The sequence below is a fragment of the Citrobacter sp. LST-B2 genome (assembly GCF_057983045.1).
Genome location: NZ_CP192598.1, coordinates 4,140,871 through 4,165,370, shown reverse-complemented (window position 1 = coordinate 4,165,370; position 24,500 = coordinate 4,140,871). Strand labels below are relative to the sequence as shown.

At 49.3% G+C, this 24,500-nt stretch carries 25 protein-coding genes and 2 pseudogenes; 6 read left to right on the top strand and 21 right to left on the bottom strand.

Annotated features, from left to right (window positions below; genetic code table 11):
* Nucleotides 1–6: 6 nt before the first annotated feature.
* The 15 genes and pseudogenes from ACQ0PY_RS20010 to ACQ0PY_RS19940 all read right to left on the bottom strand — a co-directional run.
* Entirely contained in the window at nt 7–285 is a 279-nt protein-coding gene (locus ACQ0PY_RS20010) for a EutN/CcmL family microcompartment protein (RefSeq protein ID WP_007372117.1), read from the bottom strand.
* Nucleotides 286–289: 4 nt separating this feature from the next.
* The gene (pduM, locus tag ACQ0PY_RS20005) at nt 290–769 is read right to left on the bottom strand and encodes a microcompartment protein PduM (RefSeq protein WP_050998913.1); all 480 of its coding nucleotides are present in this window, start codon (nt 767–769) and stop codon (nt 290–292) included.
* Nucleotides 770–782: 13 nt separating this feature from the next.
* Nucleotides 783–1,418 (bottom strand): phosphate propanoyltransferase, encoded by a 636-nt coding sequence (locus tag ACQ0PY_RS20000; protein ID WP_112404841.1) that lies wholly within the window; start codon nt 1,416–1,418, stop codon nt 783–785.
* A 4-nt stretch (nt 1,419–1,422) separates the two neighbouring features.
* On the bottom strand, nt 1,423–2,289 hold the full coding sequence (locus ACQ0PY_RS19995) for a BMC domain-containing protein (RefSeq protein WP_011787815.1): 867 nt from the start codon (nt 2,287–2,289) through the stop codon (nt 1,423–1,425).
* 27 nt (nt 2,290–2,316) lie between these two features.
* Nucleotides 2,317–2,607: a BMC domain-containing protein gene (locus tag ACQ0PY_RS19990; RefSeq protein WP_011787816.1), complete on the bottom strand. Its 291-nt coding sequence runs from the start codon at nt 2,605–2,607 to the stop codon at nt 2,317–2,319.
* A 71-nt stretch (nt 2,608–2,678) separates the two neighbouring features.
* Entirely contained in the window at nt 2,679–3,506 is an 828-nt protein-coding gene (locus ACQ0PY_RS19985; protein WP_011787817.1) for an MIP/aquaporin family protein, read from the bottom strand.
* Between the two features lie 34 nt (nt 3,507–3,540).
* A complete protein-coding gene (locus ACQ0PY_RS19980; RefSeq protein ID WP_150547183.1) occupies nt 3,541–4,461 on the bottom strand; it encodes a glycyl-radical enzyme activating protein in 921 nt (306 codons plus the stop codon).
* 138 nt (nt 4,462–4,599) lie between these two features.
* Nucleotides 4,600–7,143: a glycyl radical protein gene (locus ACQ0PY_RS19975; protein WP_150547180.1), complete on the bottom strand. Its 2,544-nt coding sequence runs from the start codon at nt 7,141–7,143 to the stop codon at nt 4,600–4,602.
* Between the two features lie 24 nt (nt 7,144–7,167).
* On the bottom strand, nt 7,168–7,983 hold the full coding sequence (pduB, locus tag ACQ0PY_RS19970; protein ID WP_011787820.1) for a propanediol utilization microcompartment protein PduB: 816 nt from the start codon (nt 7,981–7,983) through the stop codon (nt 7,168–7,170).
* Complete coding sequence (gene pduA, locus ACQ0PY_RS19965) at nt 7,980–8,282, bottom strand: propanediol utilization microcompartment protein PduA (protein WP_011918380.1); 303 nt, start codon at nt 8,280–8,282, stop codon at nt 7,980–7,982. Before pduA ends, pduB begins: the two co-directional genes overlap by 4 nt.
* Before the next feature lie 1,012 nt (nt 8,283–9,294).
* A complete protein-coding gene (locus tag ACQ0PY_RS19960; protein WP_011787822.1) occupies nt 9,295–10,155 on the bottom strand; it encodes a mannose/fructose/sorbose PTS transporter subunit IID in 861 nt (286 codons plus the stop codon).
* A 10-nt stretch (nt 10,156–10,165) separates the two neighbouring features.
* On the bottom strand, nt 10,166–10,963 hold the full coding sequence (locus ACQ0PY_RS19955) for a PTS mannose/fructose/sorbose transporter subunit IIC (protein WP_334263354.1): 798 nt from the start codon (nt 10,961–10,963) through the stop codon (nt 10,166–10,168).
* A gap of 15 nt (nt 10,964–10,978) precedes the next feature.
* Entirely contained in the window at nt 10,979–11,281 is a 303-nt protein-coding gene (locus ACQ0PY_RS19950; protein ID WP_241159783.1) for a PTS sugar transporter subunit IIB, read from the bottom strand.
* A gap of 77 nt (nt 11,282–11,358) precedes the next feature.
* Nucleotides 11,359–12,327 (bottom strand): IS5-like element IS903B family transposase, encoded by a 969-nt coding sequence (locus ACQ0PY_RS19945; protein WP_077910088.1) that lies wholly within the window; start codon nt 12,325–12,327, stop codon nt 11,359–11,361.
* A gap of 32 nt (nt 12,328–12,359) precedes the next feature.
* Nucleotides 12,360–12,880 (bottom strand): annotated as a pseudogene (locus tag ACQ0PY_RS19940) (IS1 family transposase); the annotation flags it as partial.
* Between the two features lie 151 nt (nt 12,881–13,031).
* Between ACQ0PY_RS19940 and ACQ0PY_RS19935 the strand changes: the two are divergent.
* A complete protein-coding gene (locus tag ACQ0PY_RS19935; RefSeq protein WP_011787827.1) occupies nt 13,032–13,634 on the top strand; it encodes a site-specific integrase in 603 nt (200 codons plus the stop codon).
* Between the two features lie 242 nt (nt 13,635–13,876).
* Nucleotides 13,877–14,908, top strand: a complete 1,032-nt coding sequence (locus tag ACQ0PY_RS19930; RefSeq protein WP_011787828.1) for an IS630-like element ISSpu2 family transposase — start codon at nt 13,877–13,879, stop codon at nt 14,906–14,908.
* A gap of 526 nt (nt 14,909–15,434) precedes the next feature.
* Here ACQ0PY_RS19930 and ACQ0PY_RS19925 read toward each other — a convergent pair.
* The gene (locus tag ACQ0PY_RS19925) at nt 15,435–16,316 is read right to left on the bottom strand and encodes a PocR ligand-binding domain-containing protein (protein WP_011787829.1); all 882 of its coding nucleotides are present in this window, start codon (nt 16,314–16,316) and stop codon (nt 15,435–15,437) included.
* Nucleotides 16,317–16,564: 248 nt separating this feature from the next.
* Nucleotides 16,565–16,972 carry a Cd(II)/Pb(II)-responsive transcriptional regulator gene (gene cadR / locus ACQ0PY_RS19920; RefSeq protein ID WP_004364961.1) on the bottom strand — a complete coding sequence of 136 codons (408 nt, stop codon included), beginning with the start codon at nt 16,970–16,972 and terminating at the stop codon, nt 16,565–16,567.
* A 95-nt stretch (nt 16,973–17,067) separates the two neighbouring features.
* Here cadR and ACQ0PY_RS19915 point away from each other — a divergent pair, with 95 nt between their 5' ends.
* From ACQ0PY_RS19915 to ACQ0PY_RS19900, 4 genes and pseudogenes are all read left to right on the top strand, one after another.
* Complete coding sequence (locus ACQ0PY_RS19915) at nt 17,068–17,964, top strand: cation efflux transmembrane domain-containing protein (protein WP_004364974.1); 897 nt, start codon at nt 17,068–17,070, stop codon at nt 17,962–17,964.
* Between the two features lie 3 nt (nt 17,965–17,967).
* On the top strand, nt 17,968–18,480 hold the full coding sequence (lspA, locus tag ACQ0PY_RS19910; protein WP_047352305.1) for a signal peptidase II: 513 nt from the start codon (nt 17,968–17,970) through the stop codon (nt 18,478–18,480).
* A 21-nt stretch (nt 18,481–18,501) separates the two neighbouring features.
* On the top strand, nt 18,502–19,791 hold the full coding sequence (locus ACQ0PY_RS19905; protein ID WP_004574636.1) for an ISL3-like element ISPpu12 family transposase: 1,290 nt from the start codon (nt 18,502–18,504) through the stop codon (nt 19,789–19,791).
* Nucleotides 19,792–19,850: 59 nt separating this feature from the next.
* Nucleotides 19,851–20,888 (top strand): annotated as a pseudogene (locus ACQ0PY_RS19900) (ATP-dependent nuclease); the annotation flags it as partial.
* Nucleotides 20,889–21,054: 166 nt separating this feature from the next.
* On the opposite strand, the gene copM reads toward ACQ0PY_RS19900, so the two are convergent.
* From copM to silR, 4 genes are all read right to left on the bottom strand, one after another.
* Complete coding sequence (gene copM, locus ACQ0PY_RS19895) at nt 21,055–21,405, bottom strand: CopM family metallochaperone (protein ID WP_008786877.1); 351 nt, start codon at nt 21,403–21,405, stop codon at nt 21,055–21,057.
* 146 nt (nt 21,406–21,551) lie between these two features.
* Nucleotides 21,552–21,983, bottom strand: coding sequence for a silver-binding protein SilE (gene silE, locus ACQ0PY_RS19890; RefSeq protein WP_023165800.1), 432 nt, complete (start codon nt 21,981–21,983; stop codon nt 21,552–21,554).
* A gap of 250 nt (nt 21,984–22,233) precedes the next feature.
* Complete coding sequence (silS, locus tag ACQ0PY_RS19885; RefSeq protein WP_023165801.1) at nt 22,234–23,709, bottom strand: copper/silver sensor histidine kinase SilS; 1,476 nt, start codon at nt 23,707–23,709, stop codon at nt 22,234–22,236.
* Nucleotides 23,702–24,382, bottom strand: a complete 681-nt coding sequence (gene silR / locus ACQ0PY_RS19880; protein ID WP_000697966.1) for a copper/silver response regulator transcription factor SilR — start codon at nt 24,380–24,382, stop codon at nt 23,702–23,704. Before silR ends, silS begins: the two co-directional genes overlap by 8 nt.
* Nucleotides 24,383–24,500 lie beyond the last annotated feature (118 nt).

Sequence of the window (24,500 nt, the reverse complement as noted above, 5' to 3'; positions counted from 1 at the left end):
CCGAGGCTAAAACCGATCGATGGTATCGACGATGCCGACGATGGCCAGATCAATGGCCTGATTTGGTTCCGGAAAGATCTTTCTGGCTGAAGAGCCACGGCTGACCAGAACCAGCTCTCCTTCGCCTGCTCCCATAGAATCCACAGCAACCTCCTGGGTGTTTTCCTGGAAATGCGGTGTGGAGCCGTCCAGATTAACTAAAGTAACGACCATCAATTTTTTACCTGTCAGGGATGCAGATTTTTGCGTCGACACCACTGACCCTACGACTTTCGCCAGTTGCATTGCGTTACTCCTGCCATATTAGTTTGATGTTCTGTCTTTCCATTACTTCCCGAGCGAGGGCGGTAATCAGCGTCTGCTTTTCCAGTAAAACCCAGCAATCGCGCCAGTGAATAACGCTGGCATAGCTGAGGCCAGCTGCAGTTGCCAGTTGCACCGGTGTACTCAGATGGTCAGTGAGTGTGACCGGAAGGCGGCGTAACTCTCGCAGTGGCAGTGCGGTCAGTAATTGCTGGTGGATCTGAAGGTGTAACCGTACGCCATATGCCCATGCTTCCAGGACAGTTGCCACTGCCGGGTGGTGGTGATCATAGGCAACCAGACTCTGAATAAAAGCCAGATCTGGTAAGGGCAATATCAGTTGTGCATTATGCAAATAAACCGTTTTTGATAAGCCTGCCGCTAGCTCGGCCTGGGTCACCCGTAAACTCCGGCTTTCTCTTTCCTGTAAAAGTGTAATGACCCTTGAGACGATCATGTCCAGCATAGGCACACCTGCATTAGCGTTTTGTCAGGAGAAGTCTTGCCACTGCCTGGCCTCCATCAATACCGGCAGCATTCGCTTCATCAGTATCAATATGCATTTCAAGACGCATATCCTCAGCGACCCGGATACAGACATCATCAAAAATCAGTTTTCGATCGGTGCCTTCAATCCCGACTTTCACGGTTTCTCCTTGTGTTACGCCAAATATCGCAGCGTCCAATGGCGACATATGAATATGTCTGCGAGCGATGATGACTCCCTCGGTGAGATTAATTTCTCCGGCCTCGCTTTTCAGCGTGACAGAGGCACTTCCTGTCAGATCACCTGACAGGCGGAGTGGCGCCGTCAGGCCAATTTGTCTGGCATCGGTGTACGAGATTTCCACCTGTGTTTGTCCCCGCAACGGCCCCAGTATACGTACGTTTTTCAACTGACCTCGTGGACCGATTAAGGAAACGGTCTGCTCTGCCGCAAATTGCCCGGGCTGACCAAGGGGCTTTTTAATTTTTAGAGTCTGTCCAGGAAACAGACTCTGGTAATCTTTTGCCGACAAATGAACATGCCGGTTTGATATACCCAGCGGAATCGTTCGTTGCCGCATCTGCGCAATTACCTGACCGGTCAGTTTTGTGATCAGATCGTGATCCATTGATTTACCTCAATACCGATTTCTGATTGTGAATACATCTACTGCGTGGCTGGCCCTTATGTCGCGGACATGAAGGATCTCCACAGATTTTGCATGTCACCAGTAATTTTGCTGATATGGCGACAGCCTGTTTTGTTTCACCTGTCTGTTGGCTACCCGCATCTGCAGTTTCATCATCAGGTTTTTCCTGATAATGAAACTGATGCAGAGATATTCCGGGTTTAACCTGCTGCGCAACGGCAACGGATCTCGCTGACGCTGTCGGAATATCGAGGTCAGTAGCGATATCTCCCATGACCGGAAATGCTTTGACCGTCGCCACAGATTGTTTTTCACCATATTCAGCAGGAGGAGACTTTGCTGAAGCGTTTGGTTTACTGATTTCCCTGGCCGTTTCCACAGGATCATTGATAGCATCGACCTGAATGATATTGCCTGTGCTTCCCTCGACAGCCTCCCTGATCGGGGGGACTGCCTTTTCTGCGTCCGGATCCTCCTGAACGGATTCAGGTCCGGTTGTGGTATGGGCGGCGGATGCCGTGAGGGCAACGGCCGGGAGAACGGTTATCTTCTGAACAGGCTCAGCTCGGGGCGGTTTAGTTGTTGAAACCAGTTCACCGGTTCCTTTCGCTGGCCGGGCGATTGTGGTGCAGGCAACAAATCCCTGGTGTGCTCTGGCTGTTTCTTCTCCGGCCGATAGAGCCGTACGCACTGCAGCAACATCGCCTGCAATTTTCACCAGCATCCAGCCAGACCCGATGGTTCTTTCCACGCCGATCAGTCTGATCTGGGCGGTTTTCGCCATCACATCAGCAACAGTTATCGCCAGAGACATACCCGAGACTTCGATAAGGCCAAGAGAATGTTGCACAAGCTCCCCCTTTTCCTTGTTAATTTTTCACTCGGCTGTTGCGGTCTGATAAACCGGCAACAGCGTTTCCACCTCATTATGAGGACGTGGGATGACGTGAGTTGATTTCACCTGGCCCACACCGGCTGCAGCTGCGGAGCCCGCCTCCACCGAAGCTTTTACCGCACCGACATCACCTCGTACCATGACGGTAACCAGGCCGGAACCAATTTTTTCGTAACCCACCAACTGGACGTTTGCCGATTTGACCATGGCATCTGCACCTACGATGGCGCCAATCAGTCCATAGGTTTCGATCATTCCAAGCGCATTGTTCATTTCTCTTTTACTCCTGAGTTTCTTGTGTAAAGTTCATCTTCAGCTCCTGTCCCTGACGGGACGGGAGATAATTATTCCGGCAGCGACAGACTTTTTCCCTGGCCCCCCTTGCCCGGCAGAAGTGGTAACCTGGTCAGACCGCGATACAGCGCGGCGCCAAGGCAGGCTCCGAAGATCGGTGCGACGAGTGGTATAATGAAGTAGGGGAATGCACGTCCGCCTGTTAAAGCATTACTACCCCAGCCAGCCAGATAGCTGAACAGACGGGGACCTAAATCCCTTGCCGGATTCAGCGCAAAACCCGTCAGTGCACCGATGGCAACCCCAATCAGGGCCACGGAAATCCCAATCAGTAGCGGCGCCAGCGGACCGCGAGGAACACCGTTGCCGTCGTCGGTCAGCGCCATGATCAGGCACATCAGCGTCAGCGTTCCGATGGTTTCACTGGCAAAAGCCTGAAGCAGATTAATTTCCGGATGGGGAAACGTCGTGAAAATACCCGCCTGTGCAAGGCTGTCCATGCTGCCGCGTTGAATATGGTGTGCCAGCTCATAATCAATAAACAGATTGTGGTAAAGCAGGTAGACCACCATGGCGCCGCCAAAAGCGCCCATAATCTGGCACAGGATGTAAGGTAAGACCTTATGGGCACTGAAATTGCCGAAAAGCCACAATGCGATAGTGACTGCCGGATTAAGATGCCCTCCGGATATTCCCGCAGTGAGGTAAACACCGAGTGCGACACTCAGTCCCCAGACAATACAGATCTCCCACAAACCGAAACTGGCGGCAGCCAGTTTCATCGCTGCGAGGCAACTGATACCAAGAAACAGAAAGAGTCCGGTGCCCAGAAATTCGGCAAGGCACTCCTGCTTTAATGTCGGTAAGGTTGTGTTCATAATCGTTTCCTGCAAAAGTTTAAAAAACTACCGGTTACCCACCGATGACGCAGTCGATTCCAAGGGATGTCACAATATCTTTATATTTATGCATACGACTTTCTTCCGGTGGTTTTATTTCAATCATGTCGTACGTTCTGCCAAGCAGGTTATATTTATTATGGCCATAGTTGTGATAGGGCAATAAATGTAATCGCGATACATTTTTCATGTGCGTAACAAATCTGGCAATAGCTTCGATACTTTGTTCATCATCATTAAATCCAGGAATTACCGGGATCCGAACGGCGACATTCTTTGCCAGTTCTGAAATTGTCAGTGCATTACGTAAAACCGTCTCATTCGGATGTCCCGTAAATTCCTTATGCCGTTCACTATAAAAGGTTTTGATGTCGAGCAATACGATATCAAGCAATGGGATAACCTTTTCCAGCACGGCCCGGGAGGCTATTCCGGTGGTTTCCATCGCTGTATGCCATCCTCTGGCTTTGCAGGCGGCCAGCAATGCTGCTGCAAATGCAGGCTGAGCCAGTGCTTCGCCACCGGACAATGTAATACCTCCACCGGAGCGGCGATAATGCGTCTCATCTTTACGCAGTTCGTCTATAACCTCCACCACCGACATTCTCTTACCTGACTGAACCATCGCGCCAGCCGGGCAGACCTCAGCGCAAGCTCCACAATGAATACAGGCATTCCGGTCAATAAGCCCTTGACGTGAGGCATCGATAGCCCCAACGGGGCAGGCGGATACGCAGCGTCCGCAATGGATACAATTGCGATCGTAGTAAAATATTTCCGGTTCAGTGTGCTGTGATTCCGGATTACTGCACCATTTACATGCCAGATAACAGCCTTTCAGGAATACAATGGTGCGTATTCCCGGGCCATCATGTAAGGAGAATTTTTGTATATTAAATACGGTGCCAGTCTGCGCGTAATCAATTTCCGCCATGTCAATACCTTTATTTCTTTTCTTCATGGTGATATTCAGCATGTTATTGGCCGGATGTGTTTTCCTTGTCTGTAAAAACAAGGAAAACAATCATCAGAAGATAATATCCTTATGTTGAGAAATCCGGCCGACTGTCAATTAAAAGACATGTTCGGTTCGCAGGATAATATCGTCCTGTACGCTTTTATCCAGTGAGACAAATTGCGCACTGTAACCCGCCACACGCACAACCAGATCACGATATTTTTCTGGTTCTTTTTGTGCTGCCAGCAGTGTATTACGGTCGATCACATTGAACTGAACATGCATGCCTTTCTGATCGAAATAACCACGCAGTAAGGCCGCCAGATGGTATAATCCCTCATCGCCTTTCAGAGCTGCCGGATGGAATTTCTGATTAAACAGCGTGCCATTTGAGGCCAGGAAGTGATCCAGCTTGGCTACTGAGTTGGCGGCAGCGGTTGGACCTTTTGTATCCATGCCCCTGCTGGGCGACACCCCATCGGGAAGCGGCTGGCCGGCCAGACGTCCATCTGGAGTTGCCCCGACGCTCTCACCGAGAGCCACATTAGCGGATACCGGATATAAGCCAGCCTGGAATAAACCGCCACGTGGGTTGGTGTATTTTTCTACCTCGCGACAGTAAATTTCAGCACCGGTACGGGCCAGCATATCCACTTCGTCAATGTCATTACCGAACTTGGGGGCGCCATTAATGAGTAACTGACGCACTGCTGTCAGCCCGGCATTAGCCCCTTTGACAGGCTCCGGTGGGTTGCTATTGAGTGAGGTGAGTGCAAGTGCGCCGCTTTCGCCCAGCACTTTCTTCACGGCCTCAAGGACTAGTTCATAGGTTGCATCCTGTTTCGGCGTACTTTCAGTGGCTATAGTGTCAGGTTTCTCTATCCCGCCAGATACACCGAAATTGGCATCCAGTGCTTCTTTCAGATGACCCAGCGATAATTGGCCTTCTTCAAATACCAGACGTTTGATAGCCATCAGCGAGTCGCCCACATTGGCAACGCCGACACCTTGCGGACCCGTGAAGTTATAATGGGCACCGCCTTCCTGAACGCTTTTACCGCGACTGATACAGTCATCCACCATACAGGACAGGAACGGCAGGGGGGCCCGTTCCATATGAGCAAGGTCAACACTGTTATCGGCCATTGCCAGATGATAGACAAAATATTCGTTCTGTTTACGATAAGCTTCAATGATGTCTTCAATACTCTGGAATGAATCCAGCTCACCAGTTTTGGGGCCGAGTTGTTTATCCCCGCAGCGTCCGTTGTTCAGGGTTATTTCCAGTACCTTACTCATGTTATAGAACGCGGCGTCGTGCCAGCCTTCTGTTTTTCCCGGACGTTGAGGTTCGACGCAGCCGATGATGCCGTATTCCCGCGCATCTTCCAGGGTCAGGCCGCGGTTAATCAATGCAGGGATAACAACTTCATCGTTGTAATAGGCCGGGATCCCCATACCAAGACGACTGACTTCACAGGCTTTCAGTAAAAAATCGTCCGGAGATTTTGACCAGACACGTACTGACAGTGAAGGTTCATGCAGACGAACATGGGCGGTAGCCGTCATGGCCATAAAGGACAGTCTGTTAGTGGCGTCCTGTCCGCCGCTGGTTTGACCGCCAACGATCAGGTTCTGGAACATCGGATAGCCACCAAAAGCTTTGGTCGAGCCTTTTTCACGAACCTTGTTAACGTCGTTGAACTTGAGCCACAGACAATCCAGCAATTCCTGCGCCTGTTCCTCGCTCAGGGAGCTGTCCTTTTCCAGGTAAGGGTACATGTACTGATCGAAACGCGCCGGGGAGATAGAATGCCCGTTGGATTCAAGTTGAATAATGGCATGGGCAAACCAGAATGACTGGCAGGCTTCATAGAAATTACTTGCACCATTTTCAGGTACTTTGTCACAGATTTCAGCAATTTTCAGCAGCTCTTTTTTACGGACTGGTGAGGCCTGTTCCGCGAGAGTACGAGCTTTAACCGCGTAACGATGAGCAAAATTGATTGCTGCGTTACAAGAAATAATGACCGCCTTGTAGAACGATTCTTTTTTCAGAAAAGCGGGGTCTTTTTTATCAGCGCTGGCCATTGCTGCAACAACATCCTGGATGATGCCTTTGTATCCACGAGCGAGAACACGCGCGTAGTCCACGGCTATATGACCGACGCCACTAAAGTAATAGTTGCCGACAGTGAAGACATTTTCTGCCATGCAATCAAGCGTTTCAGGCAACATATAGGATGTAGCCAGTTCATTCGTTGTTTTCCCTTCCCAGTAGCCAAATACGCTATCCAGCTGCTGTTTCGCTTCATCGGTTATGGTAAAACGGTCGCCTTTACGCAGATTCAGACGATCGAATTCATCCTGAAGCCAGCGATTTGAGTACTCCGGGTAAATTTGTGTGGAATGAGGAGTGACTGTCAGACTACCAACGATTAGTTCACCTGCCCGGATGGTGACCGGCAATTCCGCAAGGATCTTCTCAAGCGCTTTGGCGCGACGGATGATCATGGGCAGGGATTCCGTTTCCTTATAGGACTCGGTGATCAGGCGGGCACGATCCGTCTCAATGCAGGGGGTCGTATCAAGGATTTGTTCCCGTAAGGCACGAATTCGGTCAGTTGGTTCACCAAAAGCCTGTGATAATTGGCTCATTTCTTGTTCTCCACTACATGGTAATCAGATATAGGGGGTTGTGGCTGAAGGCGCTTTGCCACCCATTGTTTCCAGCAGAGTCAGACCTACATCACGTGCAGAACGCACCGCCTGGCGCACAGCACCGGAGTCACCGGAAACAATCAGAATAACTTCGTTAGTAAAGCTGGTGCCTTTTGCCGGGGAGTTGTAAGCCACCACATCCACATTGGCAGATTTGATCGCCGTGTCTGCCATCAGCACACCAATCGCTGCCGGGGCACCGACAATCACGCCACAGGCGCGTCCAAGGGGGGCGCCAAATGCTTTTTCCAGAGCGTAGCTGGCGCGTGCGGTGTACTGGAGTTCCACATGACCTGCTGCGTTGGCGTAAATGTCACCGAAAGTACGCTCAAGTTCGCCTAGCGCCACTTCCACAGCCCGTTTCACATCGGAAACATCCTGACCACCGAACAGCACCAGTGAACCGTGTCCTGCGCCGCCTTTAGTGTCGCGGGCCAGTTCAATTGCAACGACTTCAGTATTTGTGGCTTTGACAGCTTCATCAGCCGCCATGATCTGTGGGCCCGCACCAGTACGTGCACCAAGGATGCCTATTGAACGGTATTTCTTCTCCAGATGCATGGCATCCAGCAAGGCGCTGTCAACGTTGGCAATTACAAGGCCGATACTGTCGCCCGTTGCCGTCCCGACGAACTCGGTTAAACCGCAAAGTTTTCTTGGGATAGCGGGCTCCTGCTGAGATATCCCCGGCTGGGATGCGGCGGACGGGGTTTTCAAATCCCCGACTTTTCCGAGCACCTCGGCGATAATATTTTCTACGAGGTTATCGCTACTCATTGTTTAACTCCTTCAGATGGTTTAAGGCCTGCTGGCAGGAGTTTTTCAACATCAGAATGCGGACGTGGAATGACATGGGTAGCGATGACATCGCCGATCTGACGAGCAGAGGCACAACCGGCATCGGTGGCGGCTTTGACTGCACCCACATCTCCGCGTACGAGCACTGTTATCAGACCAGAACCAATTTTTTCGTAACCAATGAGCACGACATTGGCTGATTTGACCATCGCATCAGCAGCTTCTATTGCTGCAGTCAGACCTTTGGTCTCGACCATACCTAACGCTTCTTGTTGCATATTGTTCTCCTTCCGGGAGGAAATCGTCTGTGGGGGATAATTCACCCGGAAAGGGTAAGGGATTGGATTTTAAAATAATTGCGGGGATCTTTTTTTTTGAAGCATCATTATTGCGTTTTCAGGTGTTGATTTGCCATTTTTTAATGTATGTGATTGTTTTTTAAATTAAATAATATTTAACTGATGGTGTGTTCTTGCGTTGGCGAAGAAAATAATTTTAATTTATTTGTTGCATTATGTTGTCGAGTGTGGTTGCTTCTGCCCACGAGGCAGAGCTTGTATGTCCGCGGTTTAGCATAGAAAAGAGGTCTCTGATTATTTCGTAGATGGTGATATTGCCAGACCTTCTCTTTTTCATGATTGTATTATGACCAACCTTACTTGCGAATAGTGAGGCGACAGGAGGATACAAATATCAAAAAATGAATATATATAATCTTAGAGGTAATACCAAATTTAGGTAAAGTCATGAGACAAGATAATGGATGCGTGATATGCGCGGTATTCCATTGATATCTAATGATTTAATTTTATAGCAGCGTCAAAATTTATTCTTATTAAATAAATGTACCCCCAGGATCGTTTCTCAATATTTAATTTTCATGAGTGTTTAATGTTAAATAAAATATAATAATGGCCGCGTGTCAAAATACTGCTGCTGAGGATGTGTGTATATTAAGGTGATGGGGGTTTTCTAAGAAATAGAAATACTTTTTGGTATTATATAAAAATCGTCTGTGGGTAGGTCTGAATTCAGTCTGGAATTCCAATTCATGCTTTTTTATGTTTTGCGGTACATCGGAGTTACAAAAGGTTGTGCTAGCGTCACAAAACTTAAACCCTTCTCGTCACACGTATGATTTTCATTGGGGATAAATCTTTAATGAATTTCATATTGAGAGTAAGTAACAATTTAATAAAACAGGTGTTGTTTATGGAGTTGAATTTTTTATGAAGAAATGATGGAGGCTCCCCCGATGACAGGGGAGCTCCAAGTTTTTGTGTTTTATTATTAAGCCAATATTCCAGCCCAGTAACCCAGAATACCGAATGCAAAAATAAGCATAATCAATAGTAGGGGACTCAGTTTCTTCCTGAGCAATCTTGCAACTAACAATGTAAGAGCCAAAGGAAGCATTCCCGGAAGTAACTGATCGAAGATGTTCTGCAGCGTTGTTACTGTGACATGGCCATCTGCCTGTGTGACACGGGATACAACAATCGGTACATTAATTGTCGTCCACTTACAAACCAGGGCGCCAATAACGAACAGTCCCAGAATTGATGCACCTTCTGTCAGTTTCTGAAGGCGATCCCCACCCAAATCCTTAAGAATTTCTCTTCCTTTCTGGTATCCGTAATTTAAACCATAGTATTTCAGTGCTAAACGGATTGCGTTGAACAATACAAAAAAAATGATTGGGCCAAGGATATTTCCGGTTAACGCAAGAGAGGCTCCCAGGGCAGCAAGAACGGGTCTGATAGTCCCCCAAAAAATAGGATCTCCAACACCTGCGAAGGGACCCATCAAACCGATTTTTACACCACTGATACTATTCCCTTCAATCTGTGCACCGTTTGCTTTTTCCTCTTCCATCGCCGCCGCAACACCCAATATGGGGGAGGCGCAGTAGGGCTGAGTATTAAACCACTCCAGATGTCTTTTAAGAGCTTCTATTCTTTCCGGACCCGGCGCATACAACCGTTTTATGGCAGGAATCATGATATAGCAAATACCCAGATTCTGTACACGTTCAAAGTTTGCTGAAGCCAGAAGGACGTTTGATCTTAAAAACATACTTCTAAGGTCGCCAGAGGTAAGGCGTTTATTTTCGGTAACAGTAGTGTCTTTATTGGTATTATCGATTGACATGATTGGCTCCTCAGGAATCGCGATCGTCTTCATCAGACAAGGTTGCTTTCGATGGGCTACTTACCGCTTTACTGGCCGCAGAAAATCTTGGATTTACCTGAAGGTAAATAATGGCGGCAACTAACCCCATCCCTCCAAGTCCAACCAGATTGAAATTGGTGAAAGCCGCAATCAGAAAACCCGCAAACAGGAATGGCATCAAATGTCTGACATTCATCATATTGACAACCATTGCATAACCCACAACGACAACAATGCCACCTCCGATCTGGAGACCTTTTGTGACGACTTCCGGGATACTGTTGAGAACGTTCTGAACGGTGGTAACATCAAGCATCAGTACGGCCAGCGTGGGGAGTGCAACGCGTAATGCCTGTAATGACAGCGCACTGATATGCATGAACTCGATACCTCGAATATTGCCGGACTCGGCATAGGTATCTGCCTTGTGGACAAAGAATACCGCTATCGTTCTGATAAAAATAGTTAAGACCTGACCTGCTGCTGCCAGGGCGACTGCGATGGCAATACCTTGCCCAATGCCCTGATGGGTCGTAATGACGAGGATAGTTGAAATGACGGAAGCAATGGCGGTATCTGGCGCCATTGCAAGCCCGACGCTCATCCAGCCCAGGGCCATCATTTCAAGTGTACCGCCTAAGATAATACCGGTTTTAATATCACCCAGAACGATCCCGACCAGCGTACAAACCACAAGTGGGCGGTGGGTCTGAGCTTCGTCCAGCACACTCCCTATCCCCGCTAAAGCAGCTACCATGACCAGTGCAATAATTTGATATGTTTCCATGTCATTTAACCTTCATTATTCAATTTTAGAATAAAAATCAACCGCGGAATCAGAGGGTAATTGCCGTAGTTCAAGCTGAACACCTTTCTCATGCAGTTTTTTAAACGACGCGATGTCTTCAGGAGTTGCGCTGACGGATTTCGTGAGTTGTTTACGACCCTCTTCATAAATCATTCCTCCAATATTTACTGAAGGAATTTTAACTCCGCCCTCAGCAAGATGAAGAACATCTGTTGGATTACCAAATAAAAGAAAAGCGGTAACACCTTCATAACGTTCACTGTGATATGCTTTTATCATCTTTTCAACGGTGACCACGCTGGCCTTCATGTGGCTGGGGGCTTTGTTGAATAAATCAGATTTCGGGTAAGTCTCCCCCGTAGCGGGTTGTGTTTTCAGGCAATACGCACGCTTTCAGGCATACCTGCTTTCGTCATTTTGTTCAGCGCTCGTACCAGGGCCATAGCCTCCGCAACCTGACCATCGTAGTCACGCAGCGTCAGTGAACCCCCGAACAGCTGTTTTACCCGGTACATCGCCGTTTCCGCTATCGAGCGACGGTTGTAATCTGTTGTCCATTTCCACCGCGCATTACTCCCGGTCATTCGCTGATTAGCCACTGCACGGTTACGGTCTGCATATTCACCGGGCCAGTAACCTGCACCTTTTCGGGGAGGGATAAGCGCGCTGATTTTCTTACGCCGCAGTTCATCGTGACAGAGCCGGGTGTCGTAAGCGCCGTCTGCCGCTGCTGCCCTGATTTTTCTGTGAGTCTGCCGGATAAGACCCGGGAAGGCTTCTGAGTCCGTCACATTGTTCAGCGACAGGTCTGCACAGATGATTTCATGTGTGTTGCTGTCAACTGCCAGATGCAACTTTCGCCATATACGACGGCGTTCCTGGCCATGTTTTTTGACTTTCCATTCGCCTTCACCAAAGACCTTCAGCCCGGTGGAATCAATCACCAGATGCGCGATTTCACCTCGGGTGAACGTTTTGAAACTGACATTAACCGACTTTGCGCGCCTGCTGACACTGGTGTAATCCGGGCAGCGCAACGGAACATTCATCAGTGTAAAAATGGAATCAATAAAACCCTGCGCAGCGCGCAGGGTCAGCCTGAATACGCGTTTAATGACCAGCACAGTCGTGATGGCAAGGTCAGAATAGCGCTGAGGTCTGCCTCGTGAAGAAGGTGTTGCTGACTCATACCAGGCCTGAATAGCTTCATCATCCAGCCAGAAAGTTATGGAGCCACGGTTGATGAGGGCTTTATTGTAGGTGGGCCAGTTGGTGATTTTGAACTTTTGCTTTGCCACGGAACGGTCTGCGTTGTCGGGAAGATACGTGATCTGATCCTTCAACTCAGCAAAAGTTCGATTTATTCAACAAAGCCGCGTGACTCATACAGCGGCCATCCGTCCGTCATCCATACCACCACCTCAAAGGCCGACAGCAGGCCAAGAAGACGTTCCAGCGTAGCCATGGTGCGTTCACCAAAGACATGCGCCACCACCGTTCTGCGTATCCTGTCATACGCGTAAAACAGCCAGCGCTGCCGTGATTTTGCCCCGACGTAGCCCCATTGCTCGTCCATCTCCGCACAGACAATGACATCACTGCCCGGCTGTATCCGGGAGGTTACTGACTGCGGCCTGAGTTTTTTAAATGGCGGAAAATGGGGTTGAGACCAATGCCCATAATGCGTGCGGTGGCGCGGCAACCGACACCATTCATGGCCATATCAATGATTTTCTGGTGTGTTCCGGGCTGAGATGCGGTGTAAGTGAAGGTGAGCTGCCATGTTTTACGGCAGTGAGAGCAGAGATAGCGCTGATGCCCGGCAGTACTTTTGCCGTTACGCACCACCCCGTCAGTAGCTGAACAGGAGGGACAACAGACGGAGACGGAAGCCACAGGAGCACCTCAAAAACACCATCATACACTACATCAGTAAGTTGGTAGCATCACCTGGAATAGATTACCCATAAAGCTAGCTTCCGCTCTTCGCTCTTCGCTCTTAAGGGACAACCATACTCAAATCTCCCATATTGCAGGAGATTTGAGTATGAAAACGTCACCGTGGAACAAAGACTGTATCATCGGTCAAAAAAGGCCGCTTCAGATATCTCATATCTGGGGGATCCGGATTCGACTTGAGCTGGAAGGTAAAACACGCGATCTTGCACTGTTCAACATGGCTTTGGACAGTAAGCTACGAGGCTGTGACCTGGTCAAACTCAAAGTATCAGATGTTGCATATGGCAGTTCTGTTTCAAGCAGAGCAACGGTGTTGCAACAGAAAACCGGTAGTCCTGTCCAATTTGAGATAACCAAAGGAACAAGAGAAGCTGTTGCTGCATTGATAAAGCTTGGTAATTTGCATAGTAAAGACTTCTTGTTCCGGTCTCGGGTTGGTACTTGCCAACACATATCAACCCGGCAATACAACCGAATTTTTCATGGGTGGATAGCAAAGCTTGGTCTCGAAAATTCACTTTACAGCACGCATTCTATGCGAAGAACAAAACCTTACCTGATCTACAAAAAAACTAAGAATCTCAGAGTGATCCAACTCCTTCTGGGCTACAAGAAACTGGAAAGTACAGTTCGATACTTGGGCATTGAAGTCGATGATGCGCTGGAGATATCTGAATCGATCGAAGTCTAAGGTTGTCAGGGCTGCGACAGCGGCCCTGTGCCAAGAGCGGAGGTTTAGCAGTTTTTTTCCTTCAACTCGTCTGTTGTTATACGCAATGGTTATGCTGTCTAACGATCATATCCAACCTTCAGATTACCCGTGCTTTTTTCTAAATAACTGTTCGGAATAGTAGATCACTTTGAGGGAACTCAGCCCGAATTGTGCGATCTGATCAATCGCTGAATATCCCAAATCACCAACCGGACTGAGCGATGCCGATCATAGCACCAATTCCCCGTGACGAACGACGCCTGATGCAGAAAGCTATCCATAAAACGCGTGATAAAAATTATGCCCGCAGACTGACCGCCATGCTGATGTTGCACCGGGGCGAGCGCGTCAGTCATGTGGCCAGAACACTCTGCTGTGCCCGCTCATCGATTGGTCGCTGGATTAACTGGTTCACTCTGTCTGGTGCTGAAGGCCTGAAGTCATTACCGTCAGGACGTGGCAGGCGCTGGCCGTTCGAACATATTTGCGCATTGCTGCGTGAGCTTGTGAAGCATTCTCCCGGCGATTTCGGTTATCAGCGTTCCCGCTGGAGTACCGAACTGCTGGCGATAAAAATCCGTGATGTCACCGGTTGTCCGCTACATGCCTCAACCATCCGGAGATGGTTACCTGCTGCCGGGCTGGTATGGCGCAGAGCAGCGCCGACACTGCGTATCCGTGACCCACACAAAGAAGAAAAAATGGTCGCTATCCATGAAGCACTGGCGAAATGCAGTGCGGAAAATCCCGTGTTTTCCGAAGATGAAGTGGATATTCATCTCAACCCGAAAATCGGTGCTGACTGGCAGTTACGCGGGCAGCAAAAACGTGTTGTCACACCGGGCCAGAATGAAAAGTACTATCTTGCCGGTGCGCTGCACAGCGGTACGGGAAAAGTCAGCTACGTAGGTGGAAACAGTAAAGGTTCATCTTTATTTATCAGACTGTTAAAACATCTTAAGGCGACATACCGGCGGGCAAAAACGATTACGCTCATTGTCGATAACTACATTATCCACAAAAGCCGTGAAACGTTGCGCTGGCTGAAAGCAAACCAGAAGTTCAGGGTCATTTATCAGCCGGTTTACTCGCCATGGGTCAATCATGTCGAACGGTTGTGGCAGGCGCTTCATGAGACAATAACCCGAAATCACCAGTGCCGTTCAATGTGGCAACTGTTGAAAAAGGTTCATCACTTTATGGATACCGTCAGCCCATTCCCCGGTGGAAAACACGGGCTGGCTAAAGTGTAGCGGTATTAGGATCAGTTATTTAGGACAAGCCACGATACTTGCTACAGATTAATCATTTCTTCTGATAGTGGATGATCAACACAGGAACCCGATAAATTGAAACTGACAGAGCCGAAACGGGACATCAAAAACAAACCGCCCCCGGTTGACAGGAATGCCCCGTCCGGCTGGTTTCGATAGTAACATCTTCCATCTGGGGATGTTAAGTAATGGAACAGGCAGTAGGTGGGCAGATTCGCAAGCGCAAGCATGGTCGTACTGTCTATTCAGTATCAGCATGTTTCTGAGTCTTTTTCTGGTTCTGAAGTATCGTTTCATCGGAGTTAAGAATGTTATGGATGAGTTCCTCACATCCCTGTTGCTTTTGAACTTCCAAAAGTAACTGAACGGAAATGCGGTGTACTGGGAGTGAAGTACTTAGGGTAGGTGGAGGGGCTGAGCTGATATTCGGTGAATCATATCCTCAGGAGACATAATTAACATGTTGGAAGATCTCAAAAGTGAATGGACAGATTAAGCGAGATATTTACATGGAAAAGCCTGAAGAATGATTTCGGAATTCTGATGGAGACCTATTGAACGTTTTCTTAAAGAGACGGGAAAAATAATGGACATCATTATAACCGACACTTCGTGCTATTTTTTCAATGCTCCAGTTTGTTTGTTCAAGGAGACAATGAGCTTCCGTCATTCTTTTATTTATTAAATAAGCAGTGAAGCCTGTGCCTGTCAACTCCTTAAACGTTCTGGAAAAATAAAACATACTCAGGTTGGCTTTGCTGGCCATTTGTTCAAGATTGAGATTGTCAGAGAAATTCTGATTTATGTGATTGAGTATCATTTCCATTGTTGCCTGATGTCGACCCAATGTCTCCAGTTTCTGATTTTTAACAGGACTGACATTTTTTACTATACGTAAATTATATTCCTTACTAAGGTAGTTCTCTATAATAAGGTTCAGGAGCTGTGCAGCAGACTTTATTTTCATCAGGCTCAGTTCAGGCACCTCATGATATAGTTCGATAAGTTTTGATTCTGTTGGTAAGTTTTTATCGTTTTCCACTATTTTTGGTAATGGTAAGTTTTCTGCAACACGTGCTTGTCCACAAGAAACAAACCCTGTCAGATTACCGTTAATGAAAATAGGAATGGAAAAATCTACGAGTCCTGCGTGACAGCGATAACATTGAATCTGTTTTGCTTTCGTACTTTCAAAACCACCACAGCGATCGCATTGTTGGCAATAGGGATGGTAAGCTGCGATTTGCCTGACCTGCTGGCAGAAAGAAGTAAAATTATACCATGGGGATATCTCTTTGCCATTCAGATCTACGGCAACAGAACCCAGACCTGTGGCATTGGCAAAATCATATACAATATTGTCAAGTATATCGTGGGCGTTTCTCATTTTTTTACCTGGCAATAAAAGTTGTAATCCGTTAGTTATTCTTGGTTTTTCACAAAGATAAATCCATTACATTCGTGACTATATCATATGAAAATTATACTCTTTTTAAAATCGTTGTAAATTGTGCTACATCACATTTTCTTGCCTGAGCTTTAAAGTATGGGTAAGCGGATTAAATGGTTGATCTTACCTTTGCATGAGAGTGAGACAGACCGGCATCTCATCGGATTATCTGGTTGATGCTTCACCTACTGCTGGTGCATGTTTCCTTCGCTAATTCCAGCAAGAACCCCACACGCCTCAACTTCCCGGTCATCGTTGCAACTCGCTCTCAGTGAAACGAGTTGTTTCTCAAGCGCTTGCAGAGCGGTTATCTGCGACCGCACATGAGAGATGTGATCATCGAGCAAGGCGTTGACGGCGGTACAAGGCTGATGAGGGTCGTCCTGATAGCTCTGTAGTTCGTGAATCTCAGCCAGTGACAGGCCCAGGATTCTGCAGCGACGGATGAAGGCCAGCCCCTCACCATGCTTCTCGGTATAGACACGGTAACCGTTGTCCTGCCGATCAGGCGGCGGCAACAAGCCCTGCTGTTCATAGAAGCGGATCGTCTGTGTTTCGACCCCTACCAACTGCGCCAACTGACCAATGCGCATCAGCCTCCTCCCCAACGGATTCTTTACTCTATTGACCTTATAGTAGCTTTATAGTTTTAAATGGTACCACAACATTGTTCAAGTGGAGTCGTATCATGAGCAAATCCTGTGGTGGCGCCTGTGGCGGTGATGCAACGTCCGCAGCGGATACCGATATACAGGCCTCCTCCGAGGCGCCAGGGAGATGGGTCAGTGTTTATGCCGTGCCGAAGATGGACTGTCCATCAGAAGAACGAATGATTCGCCTAGCCCTGAACGGCTTTGAGGAGATTCGGGCGCTGTCCTTCGACTTGTCGAACCGCCGGCTGAAGGTCGTGCATGACGGCGAGGTCGAGCCCGTCACCTCGAAACTGAAGACCTTGGGGCTAGGCGCCTCGCTTCAGGAAACCGTCGCTGCAAATCCGGAGACCATCAAGGCCGCCGAGTTTTCGGCAGCTTCTGCTAAGCAAGAATCCGGGACCCTGCGCTGGTTGCTCGGCATCAATGCACTTCTGTTCGTGGTGGAAATGACTGCCGGTCTGATCGCCCGGTCCACCGGCCTGATTGGAGAATCCCTGGACAATTTTGCCGATGCGGCGGTGTACGGGCTTGCCCTTTATGCGGTTGGACATAGCGTGAAAATGCAGGTACGTGCCGCGCATCTTGCTGGTGTACTGCAACTGATCTTGGCTGTGGGCGTGCTCGTAGAGGTGGTGAGACGCTTTGTATTCGGTAGTGAGCCTGAATCGCTGGTGATGATGGCTATCGCATTCGTCGCATTGATTGCCAATACCAGTTGTCTGCTGCTCATATCCAAACATCGGGAAGGCGGGGCGCACATGAAGGCAAGCTGGATATTCTCGGCCAACGACGTGGTGATCAACCTGGGGGTCATCACCGCCGGCGCCCTGGTCGCGTGGACCGGTTCCAATTATCCGGATCTGATTATCGGCACCATCGCGGGGGGCATTGTACTTAACGGTGCCAGACGCATTTTGGCGTTGAAGGGTTAAATAATGCTCATTATTGGCAAAAAGCTCTCGCCGTATGCCCTATTGTCCATATCGGGCCTGATGGCAGCGTCTGATCAGGCTGTAAAGTGGCTGGTGCAGCAATCAATGGCCTATGGCGAGTATGTTTCGGTGACCCCGTTCTTTAACTGGGTGCACCTATGGAACACCGGTGCCGCATTCAGTCTTTTTGCGAATGGTGGAGGCTGGCAGCGCTACTTTTTTATCGGAATCGCGGTAGTGGTCTCGATTTTTCTGATCAAGCTGATCCTTGAAAATCGTCATAAAGGAGAAGCCATCGCTTACAGTCTTATCCTCGGTGGCGCCATGGGCAACCTGATTGACCGGGTCTTTCGCGGTTATGTTGTGGATTCCTTTGATTTCTATTGGCGAGACTGGCATTGGCCGGCCTTCAACCTGGCTGATATTGCAATTGTCCTCGGTGCCTTACTTTTCGTTTCCAGCAGCTTGTTGGGTAAAAAAGCAAACACCAATGCCGAGTCGGATGGATCTGACTGACACCTACGCCTATACAACACCATGACCGAACTTCCCGACAACATCCTTCACCTGCCGCAATACCAAGTACTGGGCTGCAAATCAACCGACGACGAAATGCACTTCCAGGTGGACGTGCCCGATCCCATCGCCTGCGAGGAATGCGGCGTGCAGGGTGAGTTCGTACGGTTCGGCAAGCGTGACGTTCCCTATCGTGATCTGCCCATCCACGGCAAGCGGGTCACTCTCTGGGTGGTCCGCCGCCGATACACCTGCCGGGCCTGCAAGACAACATTCAGGCCCCAGCTACCGGAGATGGTGGACGGATTCCGTATGACACTGCGGCTGCATGAGTACGTGGAGAAGGAATCCTTCAACCACCCCTACACCTTTGTGGCGGCACAGACCGGCCTGGACGAGAAGACGGTGCGCGACATCTTCAACGCCCGCGCCGAGTTCCTGGGGCGCTGGCACCGCTTCGAGACGCCCCGCATCCTGGGCATTGACGAGCTATACCTGAACAAGCGCTACCGCTGCATTCTGACCAACATTGAGGAGCGAACCCTGCTCGACCTGCTGGCCACCCGCCGCCAGGACGTGGTGACCAACTACCTGATGAAGCTGAAAGACCGGCAGAAGGTCGAGATCGTCAGCATGGACATGTGGAACCCCTACCGGGCAGCGGTCAAGGCTGTGCTGCCCCAGGCCCGTATCGTGGTCGATAAGTTCCATGTGGTGCGCATGGCCAACGATGCCCTAGAGAGAGTGCGCAAGGGCCTCAGAAAGGAGCTGAAACCGTCCCAGAGCCGGACTCTCAAGGGAGACCGGAAAATCCTGCTGAAACGCGCTCACGAAGTCTCAGACCGGGAGCGCCTCATCATGGAGACCTGGACAGGCGCGTTCCCGCAACTGCTGGCCGCCTACGAGCACAAGGAGCGCTTCTACGGCATCTGGGACGCCACCACACGGCTCCAGGCAGAAGCCGCCCTGGACGAGTGGATAGCCACCATCCCGAAGGGCCAAAAGGAAGTCTGGAGCGATCTGGTCAGGGCAGTGGGAAACTGGCGCGAAGAGACCATGACCTACTTCGAGACGGACATGCCCGTCACCAACGCTTACACGGAGTCCATCAACCGACTGGCCAAGGACAAGAACCGTGAAGGGCGCGGTTACTCCTTCGAGGTGATGCGGGCACGAATGCTCTACACCACGAAGCACAAGAAGAAGGCACCGACTGCGAAGGTCTCTCCTTTCTACAAGAAAACCATCGGTTACGGACTGCCGGACTTCGCAGAGGAACTCAACTACGGAGTCGATCTATCAACCATCTGAGGGTGGTATCAGATTGATGGGGTGAAGGTGCCCCATCAACCATTAAATCCGTATACCCGGATAAATTACGTGAAATGGCCCCCGAACTCGCCAGTGAACTGACTCCACGATTTAAGGAAAAACCCAAGTGGACCTTCAATTTCACCCTGGACGGGGAAAATGGCATCCCCATCAATAAGCGCGGCAGCGGGATAAGGAGGCTTATCCTGTTGAATTTTTTCCGGGCTGAGGCTGAAAAGAATGTCGCGGGGACGCCCAGAAACATGATTTATGCCATCGAAGAGCCTGAAACGTCACAGCAGCCAAACTATCAGATGATGCTGATGAAAGCGTTGCTGGCACTGGCAGGCCAGCCGCACCGTCAGATTATCGTCACCACCCATGTCCCGGCGCTGGCCGGATTGATCCCTGTCGAAGGTGTACGTTATGTCACCCGAAATGAGGCGGGTGAACCCGTAGTAAAAATGCCGGATGACGCTGTGCTGAAGGAAGCCACTGAAAGCCTGGGGGTGCTACCAGAGACCGGTATGGAAAGGGCGCAGGGGATTGTTCTGGTAGAGGGAAAGTCGGATGTCACTTTCCTGAGGCATGCGGCCAGTTCATTAAAACAGTCAGGTGTGCTGCCAGCCTCTCTGGAGGACGTGAAAATAGTGCCAGTCCTCATAGGAGGGTGTGGCAGCGTCAAACACTGGGTTACATTGAATCTGGCCAACGATCTGGGGCTTCCCTGGTGCGTTTTTCTGGACTCCGATATTGGGGGAGACCCTGCACAGGTTATGTCCATTCAGAAACGTAAAAGAGAAGTGGAGGATGCCGGTAAGGTATTCTTCGCCACGCGTAAACGTGAAATAGAGAACTATCTCTGCCCGGATCTGATCGAAGAAATGACCGGTGTAGCCGTCACGTTTACGGACACCTGTGATGCTAAAAAAATAATTGGCCGGGCGGTGGGAATGAAGCCCGATAATGTGCTTGATAAATTCTGGCCCCGGATGACAGCGGAAAGAATCATCTCAAGATCAACCTATCATGACGGAATGCAGGAAAGGATTGAGCTGGTTGAGATCCTGAGCGATATTGTTGCCATGACGAGATAATGTGTAAAAATTATCGCTGCTGCATATATTCCGGTCCACAGCAAAGGACCGGAGTATAGTATATAAAAAACCCGAAATTAATCGGGTTTTAATTATTTAACGTTTAACAGGCTCCCGTGCCCGGGAGTGAATTAAAATTACGCTTATTATGGCGTTTTTGCAATCTTTATTTTTGACTGCCAAGCCATTTATTCATCTGCTCGATTTCACCTTTCTGAGCTTTAATGATGTCCTGCGCAAGCTTTCTCATTTCGGGATCTTTTCCGTATTTAAGTTCGGTCTCAGCCATTGCTATTGCTCCTTCATGGTGTGCGATCATACCTTTTGCAAAGGCCTTATCGGGATCGGGCTCATTAACGGCGGCCATCATTTTGTCATGCATGTCTTTCATGCCAGCCATATATTCCTGTGACGATGCCGATGAGTGCATATCTGACATTTTCATTTCCGAATGTTCAGCAGAAATGGCTGGCAGGGATAACATTAATATTACAAAAAGGGTGTTTTTGATTTTCATTTAATAAATCCTTTCAGACAGGTACCGGTTAATTGTAGCTGAGTCAGATAAAAAAGCCCCCTGACGGGGGCAAAAATCTCACAACATATCCGGTTAAGGAATAATCTATCAAGGAAAGGGTAAAAGCACGGATACTACAGTCGCATTCAGCCTGCATTGATCATGCGGCGGTGCGCTTCGGCCATGGCCTGATGTGGGCCGGATTGCCCGTTATTCATGAATTCATGGGCAACCGCTGCTCTTTCATGCTCATTCATCGCCGTGTAAGATGTTGACGGGACGGTCGTGGATACTGTGTTATTTCCCATCATCTTCTGATGACTTTCCACCATTTTCTGGTGCGCATCCGCCGAGCCGTTCGTCATGGTTTCATGAGCAATAATGGCCTGTTCATGCTGGTCCATACCGGTCATACGAGGAGCAGTCCCCTGGATCCCGACAGGAGCCGCAGCAGACTGCATCTGGTGAGCAGGAGCCTGTGCATTGTTGACGCGATCATGGATATTCACGGTTTCAGTGGCCCAGGACGATGTAATTAAACCAAAGCCCAGCAAAGATGCTAATACGATATTTTTCATGATAACTCTCCATTTCTGAATTAGTGATGTCCGGGGAAGTACAACCGGTGTTTTCAGTTCCATAACTGAAACAGGTTCGGCAGCGTTTATTTCTCCGGGAGAAGGCTGGATATTCATTTCCTGGCGTACTCTGACGCCGGGTATTGATGAAGCAATCCAGCCTTCCTGATAAGTTGCACTAATTATATCGAATGGCTTCTGTTTGCTGCATGACAGGCTAATGACATCTTTGTCATTTAAATCTTTATTCTCAGCATTGGATTTCCGGGATCATTTTCTCCAGTCTGGGCACGGATAAGATAAAACGCGTGGAGCGTACGTCCGATTCCACCCGCACTCTTCCGTGATGTGCTTCCACGATTGACTTTACAATCGCAAGGCCGATGCCGCTGCCTTCTCCTTTTCGTTGTCTGGACGGATCCACCCGATAAAAACGGTCAAAAAGCCTTAATAAATGTTCTTCAGGGATTGGTTTCCCCGGATTTTCAATCACAAGGTCAAAAAAACTCTCCTGCTCTCTTATTGAGACGGTGATGGCCTGTCCCTCCGGGGTATAACGCAGGGCATTGGATAACAGATTATTGATCGCTCTTCTGAACATTTGTGGATCTCCCTCAACCAGGCAGGGCATCCCGTTAAATTTGAGCGTGATATTGCGTTCTTCGGCCCAGGCTTCGAAAAACTCGAAGACTTTCATGACTTCTGCTCTGAGGTCAAAACGGACCCTGTCAGGTATAAGCTGGTTATTGTCCGCCTGTGCCAGAAACAGCATGTCGCTGACCATTTTGGTCATCCGGTTATACTCTTCAAGACTGGAGTAGAGGACATCCTCAAGTTCCTTCTGGGTTCGATCCTGACTCAGTGCGATTTCAGTCTGCGTCACCAGATTGGTGATGGGCGTTCTGATCTCATGCGCGATATCGGCAGAGAAATTGGCCTGGCGGGTAAAGACGTCCTCAATCTTTCCAATCATATGATTGAACGAGATAACCAGTTGCTCCAGCTCAATGGGAACGCGTGTCGGTTCCAGCCGCGCATCAAGATTCTCGGAGGTGATGTTTTTAATGGCATTGCTGACATTACGAAGGGGCAGGTGCCCCTGACGGACAGCGATGCGAATGATCAGAACAATCAGCAGGCTTATCACGACGGCGATCGCAATCAGATTTTTTTTCAGCGCATCGAGGTAATGGAGATGGAAATTAATGGAGAGGCCAGTCAGCATGACATAATTCTGCTGTTTGCCCTGAAATGTCGCCTGGCCAGAGGAGGCGATAATCCGGTACGTTTCCATCTTCATTCCGGACCCGGTATCCATCGCTCTCGCAGTATCCTCCACCGTCCAGAGAAAGACATCCCGTGCGCGGCTGTGCTCGCTAAAATCGGCTGAATTCACGGCCGGGCGTAGTGCTGCCCCCTGCGCAGAGCTGTACAGCACCTCACCCCGGGGATTGAGGAGCAAAAGGGCAACGTTGCGGTAGCTGGCGATCGATTCCTTTATTTTGCTTACTTTTTTTTCATCCGGATCTGCCGGGGACTGGAGTATACGGCTCAGTGTGGTGCTGATTTGTTGCAGATCGCTGACATCCTGCTCGGCAAAATGCTTTTCAACAGAATGCAGCATAAACCAGGTGAAGGCGATAAACGCCAGTATTGTGGACAGGCTGATAAAAAAGGTCAGCCGCAGCGCGAGTGAGAAAGGTCGTCTGGACGGTTTGCTATGCATCCGGGATCTCCAGCATGTAGCCCACGCCCCGCACTGTCTGGATCAGTTTTGTCCCGTAATCGTTGTCTATTTTAGCGCGGAGTCGCTTTACTGCGACATCAATCGCGTTAGTGTCGCTGTCAAAATTCATGTCCCAGACCTGAGAGGCAATCAGGGAGCGGGGAAGAACTTCTCCCTGATGGCGAATGAAGAATTCCAGCAAGCTGAACTCTTTACTGGTGAGCACAATGCGGTTCCCGGCGCGGCTGACTTTTCTGGATACGAGATCAACCGAGAGGTCAGCCACTTTAAGCTGGCTTTCCGTGATCATCGTGTTTCCCCGCCTGAGGAGGGTTCTTACCCGGGCGAGCAGTTCAGCAAACGCAAAGGGCTTCACCAGATAATCGTCCGCACCCAGCTCAAGTCCTTTGACCCTGTGTTCAATCGTGCCAAGGGCCGTCAGCAGTAATACCGGCATCCCCTTTCCGGCACTGCGCAGCATACGGATGATATCCCAGCCGTTTACATCAGGCAGCATGATATCCAGGATGGCTAAATCATACTCGGCTGTCATGGCAAGATGATATCCGGTCAGACCATTATCAGCGTGATCCACGACGAACCCCGCCTCTGTCAGCCCCTTGCTGAGATATTCACCTGTTTTAATTTCGTCTTCAACGATTAATATTTTCATCATGCTCCCCGGCTGGCTGCTAATGTCATTTTATTGCGCCCACGATCGTTATCAACGGATTACAGCAAAAATGACAACATTGTCATTATCCTGTCACCCGGCAAACAGAGAGCGTTCG